The organism is Nocardia sp. CC213A (genome assembly GCF_030766805.1).
Lineage (GTDB): Bacteria > Actinomycetota > Actinomycetes > Mycobacteriales > Mycobacteriaceae > Nocardia > Nocardia otitidiscaviarum.
The window spans coordinates 55,605-61,716 of sequence record NZ_JASFXA010000031.1; the positions used below are offsets into that span (position 1 = coordinate 55,605).

The 6,112-nt window shown below is 71.3% G+C and carries 3 protein-coding genes and 1 pseudogene; 3 read left to right on the forward strand and 1 reads right to left on the reverse strand.

Annotation, left to right across the window (positions count from 1 at the left end; genetic code table 11):
* Positions 1–343 precede the first annotated feature (343 nt).
* The 3 genes and pseudogenes from QJS31_RS35410 to QJS31_RS37480 all read left to right on the forward strand — a co-directional run.
* Positions 344–2,593, forward strand: a complete 2,250-nt coding sequence (locus QJS31_RS35410; protein ID WP_282784633.1) for a polyribonucleotide nucleotidyltransferase — start codon at positions 344–346, stop codon at positions 2,591–2,593.
* 128 nt (positions 2,594–2,721) lie between these two features.
* Entirely contained in the window at positions 2,722–4,089 is a 1,368-nt protein-coding gene (locus tag QJS31_RS35415) for a pitrilysin family protein (RefSeq protein WP_282784632.1), read from the forward strand.
* A 223-nt stretch (positions 4,090–4,312) separates the two neighbouring features.
* Positions 4,313–4,468 (forward strand): annotated as a pseudogene (locus tag QJS31_RS37480) (tetratricopeptide repeat protein); the annotation flags it as partial.
* Positions 4,469–4,483: 15 nt separating this feature from the next.
* Here the strand turns inward: QJS31_RS37480 and QJS31_RS35420 are convergent.
* A complete protein-coding gene (locus tag QJS31_RS35420; protein WP_306358840.1) occupies positions 4,484–5,668 on the reverse strand; it encodes a hypothetical protein in 1,185 nt (394 codons plus the stop codon).
* Positions 5,669–6,112 lie beyond the last annotated feature (444 nt).

Consider the following 6,112-nt stretch of genomic DNA (forward strand, 5'->3'; position numbering starts at 1 on the left):
AGCCTGTTGACGAAGCAGCCAACGGGGAGGCTTAGAATCTCCTCGTTGGCTATTCGTGCATGCGGCCATCGGTGCATGCACGACCAACGCACAGCCGTATGCACCCGTCGCGTGGCGTCGGTCTTCGGTAGTGGCTTTTCGGTGCGCCGCACTCGCGCGGCCCGGAGGGCTTCGATCGATGACCGCCTCCGCGTCGCTGTATCCAAGGGGATATCGGCACGGGTGTGCGCGCTGCCGCCAGGAGGGCTGTGGCGTGTCCACGCCGGGTACGGCTGACGATGCCGGATCGCGCGCTGACCTAGCGCACGCGGGTCCGGCGAGACGAGAGGTTGAGAGAAGAACAATGACAGAGACTGTGACGACCGGTTCCGCCGCCGAGGTCGAGCCCGGCGTTTTCGAATCCGTAGCGCTCATCGACAACGGTGACCTCGGAACCCGCACCATCCGCTTCGAGACCGGCCGCCTGGCCAAGCAGGCCGCCGGCTCCGTCGTCGCCTACCTGGACGACGAGACCATGCTGCTGTCGGCCACCACCGCGGGCAAGCAGCCCAAGGACCAGTTCGACTTCTTCCCGCTGACGGTCGACGTCGAGGAGCGGATGTACGCCGCGGGCCGCATCCCCGGCTCGTTCTTCCGCCGCGAGGGTCGCCCCTCCACCGACGCCATCCTGACCTGCCGCCTGATCGACCGCCCGCTGCGCCCGTCCTTCGTCGACGGCCTGCGCAACGAGATCCAGGTCGTGGTGACCGTCATGTCGCTGGATCCCAAGGATCTGTACGACGTGGTCGCCATCAATGCCGCGTCGGCGTCCACCCAGCTCGCCGGTCTGCCGTTCTCCGGCCCGGTCGGCGGCGTGCGGGTGGCGCTCATCGACGGCCGCTGGGTCGCCTTCCCGACCGTGGAGCAGCTCGAGGACGCGGTCTTCGACATGGTGGTCGCCGGTCGCGTGGTCGACGGTGACGTCGCCATCATGATGGTCGAGGCCGAGGCCACCGAGAAGGTCATCGAGCTGGTCGCGGGCGGCGCGCAGGCGCCCACCGAGGCCGTGGTCGCCGAGGGTCTCGAGGCCGCCAAGCCGTTCATCGCCCGCCTGTGCAAGGCGCAGCAGGATCTGGCCACCCTGGCCGCCAAGGAGACCGAGGAGTTCCCGCTCTTCCTGCCCTACCAGCCGGATGTCTTCGAGGCCGTGGAGGGCACCGCCAAGCGTCCGCTGAACGAGGCGCTGTCCATCGCGGGCAAGCAGGAGCGCGAGGAGAAGATCGACGAGATCAAGCTCGAGGTGCTCTCCAGCCTGGCCGAGGATTTCGAGGGCCGGGAGAAGGAGATCGGCGCGGCGTTCCGCTCGGTCACCAAGAAGCTGGTGCGCCAGCGCATCCTGTCCGACGGCTTCCGCATCGACGGTCGCGGCCTGGCCGATATCCGCGCCCTGTCCGCCGAGGTCGCCGTGGTGCCCCGCGCCCACGGTTCGGCGCTGTTCGAGCGCGGCGAGACCCAGATCATGGGTGTCACCACCCTCGACATGGTGAAGATGGCGCAGCAGGTCGACTCGCTCGGCCCGGAGACCTCCAAGCGCTACATGCACCACTACAACTTCCCGCCGTTCTCCACCGGTGAGACCGGTCGCGTGGGTTCGCCCAAGCGGCGCGAGATCGGCCACGGCGCGCTCGCCGAGCGGGCGCTCATGCCGGTGCTGCCCTCGCAGGAGGACTTCCCCTACGCCATCCGCCAGGTGTCGGAGGCGCTGGGCTCCAACGGTTCCACCTCCATGGGCTCGGTGTGCGCCTCGACCCTGTCGCTGCTGAACGCCGGTGTGCCGCTGAAGGCTCCGGTGGCCGGTATCGCCATGGGCCTGGTGTCGGACACCGTCAAGAACGACAAGGGTGAGGACGAGGTCCGCTACGTGGCCCTCACCGACATCCTGGGTGCCGAGGATGCCTTCGGCGACATGGACTTCAAGGTCGCCGGTACTCCCGACTTCGTGACCGCCCTGCAGCTGGACACCAAGCTGGACGGCATCCCGTCGCAGGTGCTGGCCGGTGCGCTGAACCAGGCCAAGGACGCTCGCCTCACCATCCTGGACGTGATGGCCGAGGCCATCGCCACCCCGGACGAGATGAGCCCCTACGCGCCGCGCGTCACCGCCATCAAGATCCCGGTGGACAAGATCGGCGAGGTGATCGGACCCAAGGGCAAGGTCATCAACCAGATCACCGAGGACACCGGCGCGAACATCTCCATCGAGGACGACGGCACCGTGTTCGTCGGCGCGACCGACGGCCCGTCCGCGCAGGCCGCCATCGACGCCATCAACGCCATCGCCAACCCGCAGCTGCCGAAGGTCGGCGAGCGCTTCCTGGGCACGGTCGTGAAGACCACCGCCTTCGGCGCGTTCGTCTCGCTGCTGCCGGGCCGCGACGGTCTGGTGCACATCTCCAAGCTGGGCAACGGCAAGCGGGTCGCGAAGGTCGAGGACGTGGTGAACGTCGGCGACAAGATCCGGGTGGAGATCGCCGATATCGACAACCGCGGCAAGATCTCCCTCGTGCCGGTCGAGGAGGAGTCCGAGGCGGCGGCCCCGGCCGACGCGGAGTAACCTGCGGGCGTCCGTAACGCGCGGTGGCCCCTCACCCCGATAATCGGGTGAGGGGCCACCGGATTTTTTCATTGCCGGGTTTCATTGCCTCGGATGCCATCGTGTGGTCAACATGCTGTGTGGGAAACATGGTTCGGAAGAAGGACACTCCACTGTCGGGTAGCAAAGCCCCTTCGCTGCGGCTCTCCACCACCGAAGCGCCGCTGGCGGATACCGGTGTGCGCAAGACCGTTCTGCCCGGCGGGCTCCGGGTCGTCACCGAACATGTGCCCGGGGTGCGGTCGGCGTCGGTCGGCGTGTGGGTCGGCGTCGGCTCGCGCGACGAGGGGCCCACCGTGGCCGGGGCGGCGCACTTCCTCGAGCATCTGCTGTTCAAGGCGACGCCCTCGCGCTCGGCCCTCGATATCGCCCAGGCCATGGATGCCGTCGGCGGCGAACTCAACGCGTTCACCGCCAAGGAGCAGACCTGCTATTACGCGCACGTCATCGACGAGGATCTGCCGCTGGCGGTGGATCTGGTCTCCGATGTGGTGCTGCGGGGGCTGTGCCGGGCCGAGGACGTGGCCGTCGAGCGGCAGGTGGTGCTCGAGGAGATCGCCATGCGCGACGACGATCCCGAGGACATCGTGGGCGACACCTTCCTGTCGGCGTTGTTCGGCGATCATCCGGTGGGTCGTCCGGTCATCGGCTCCATCGAGACCATCGAAACCATGCAGGCGCACCAACTGCATTCGTTCCATCTGCGCCGCTACCGGCCCGACCGGATGGTGGTGGCGGTGGCGGGCAATGTCGAACACGAGCACACCGTCGAACTGGTGCACCGCGCCTTCGCCGACCGGCTCGAGCCCGGTCGGGAACCGGCCCCGCGCCGCGAGGGCAGATTCCGGCCGCGCGGCGTCCCCGAACTGCACCGCATGTACCGCGACAGCGAACAGGCGCATCTGGTGTTCGGCACCCGCGCCTTCGGCCGCCACGAGGGTGAGAAGCGCTGGCCGCTGTCGGTGCTCAACACGGTGCTCGGCGGCGGACTGAGTTCGCGGCTGTTCCAGCGCATCCGGGAGGAGCGCGGACTGGCCTACTCGGTGTACTCGAGCGTGGACACCTTCGCCGACACCGGGGCCTTCTCGGTGTATCTGGGCTGCCAGCCCGAAAACCTCGGCAAGGTGGCGGCTTTGGCGCGCGGCGTACTCGAGGAGGTGGCCGCGGACGGCATCACCGACGCCGAATGCGCCCGCGCCAAGGGGTCGCTGCGCGGCGGGCTGGTGCTCGGCCTGGAGGATTCCGGCTCGCGCATGAACCGCATCGGCCGCAGCGAACTCAGCTACGGCAATCACCGCAGCGTCTCCGAAACCCTCGCCCGCATAGACGAAGTCACCACCGACGAGGTGTCCGCCATCGCTCGCACGCTGCTGTCGCGCCCGTTCGGCGCGGCGGTGGCGGGTCCCTACCGGCGCACCCGCGATCTGCCCGCGGCGGTCCGTCGCTTGGTCGGCTAGCCCACCGCGAACGGAATCCGGCGCGGTGTCCTGCTGCGCCCCGGGGCCGAGTCGCCGACGAATCCCGCTGGTCCTTCGGGTTCGCCGGATACACCCGGAATCGGTTCGGCTACCTTCCGGCGGTACGCGTGCGAGACTGTCGGCGGTTGTCGGCCGGGTGCCGCTGCCCACCGGTCGCGGGCAGGCTAGTCTCTGCGGCTGGAATGCTTTGATCGGGAGAGGGATGAACGACACCTCGCAGGTGCTGGAAAGAGCGCGTGCCGCAAGTGATCTCGGGCGGCTGGAAGAGGCTCGGCGGATTGTCGGCGACGCGTTGCAGGACGCACCGCACGATCCGGAACTGTTGAATTCGATGGCCGATATCGCCTATCGGCTGGATCGGGTGGACGAGGCGCTACGGATGGTCGGCCTGGCCATCGCGGCCGACCCCGATCAAGTGGAGCCGCATCTGACGGCGGCACTGGCGTTCGAGGCGTCGGCGCGATGGGAGGAGGCGATTCGGCATGCGCGGGTTGCCGTTTCGCTCGCGCCGGAGAGCGCGAACGCGCTGCTCACGGTGGCGGGGGTGATCGCGCGGAAGTTCGGGCCGAGTGAGGCCGAACGCTCCGAGGCGCGGACCGCGGTGGTGCGGGCGCTGCGGATCGCACCGACCGCCGACACCCACGCCGCGGCGGCCGAGGTGGAACTCGAGTTCTCCGATCGCATCGCGGCGGCGAAGCACGTCGAGGACGGGCTGGCGCTGAACTCGCTGCACCCGGATCTGCTTGTGCTGCAAGCGCGCTTGCAGGCGTGGCGCGGGGGACCCGTGGCTGTGCTGCGTGGGCTGCTCGCCTCGCGGCCGGACCATCTGCCCGCGCGGCAGACGCTGTCCGCCCTGACCTGGCGGGGACTGCTGCGGCTGGCCGAATGGGTGTGGGCGTGCGCGGGAATGGCCGCGCTGGCGTCGATCTGGCTGCCTCCGGCGGGACTGCTGGGACTGCTGCCGGTATTGCTCGCGGTGATTCCGGTGGCCTGGTTCGTGGTGTACCGGATGCTGCGGCGGCAGCTGCCCGAGGGCTACCTGACGCGGCGGATCAGCGCCCGGCCCGGAGCGCTCGCCGGACTCGCGACCCTGGTGGTGGCCGCGCTCGCGGCCGGATACGGGGGCGTGCTGCTGGCCACCGGCCACGAGGCGGGCGAGGTGCACGACGCCCAGGTGCTGCTGGTGGCCGCGGCGGTCGGCGCGGGGGTCGGGCACGTGCTGATCTTCCTGGCGTGGTTGCGGCGCAAGGGCGGCGAGGAGGACGCGCTCGGCAGCTACCCCTACGCGGCCAAGGGATTCCTCGGCGTGCTCGCCGGCGGTCTGGTGGGCGTGGGCGCGGTCGCGGGTCTGGCCCAGTGGTCGCGGCAGCCCGACGCCGCCTGGGCGCTGGCCGCCGTGGTCAGCGCGGTGGCGTTCACCCTCGCCGTGGAAACCCTTGTCACCCTGCTGGTTCAGGCCCGTCGCCGCCGCCTGCGCCGCCTCGCGGCCATGCTGGCGGCCCTCATCGCCCCGGTGATCGTGGCGGCGGGCGCGGCCTTCTGGTGGACCGCCGGACACACCGCCACCGCCGACTACCGTGGCACCGACCCGGACCCGGTCCCGGTCACCCCGGCGGTGACCCCCGCGCCGACGACCACCGCCTCGGCCACCCCGACGACGACCACCCCCGCGCCCCCGCCCGCCGAACCCGTGGCCCCACCCGCCCCCGCCGCCCCCCCCCCCCCCCCCCCCCCCCCCCCCTCCCCCCCCCCCCCCCCCCCCCCCTCCCCCCCCCCCCCCCCCCCCCCCCCCCCCCCCCACCCCCCCCCCCCCCCCCCCCCCCCCCCCCCCCCCCCCCCCACCCCCCCCCCCCCCCCCCCCCCCCCCCCCCCCCCCCCCCCCACCCCCCCCCCCCCCCCCCCCACCCCCTCCCCCCCCCCCCCCCCCCCCCCCCCCCCCCCGCCCCGCCCCCCCCCCCCCCCCCCCACCCCCCCCCCCCCCCCACCCCCCACCCCCCCCCCC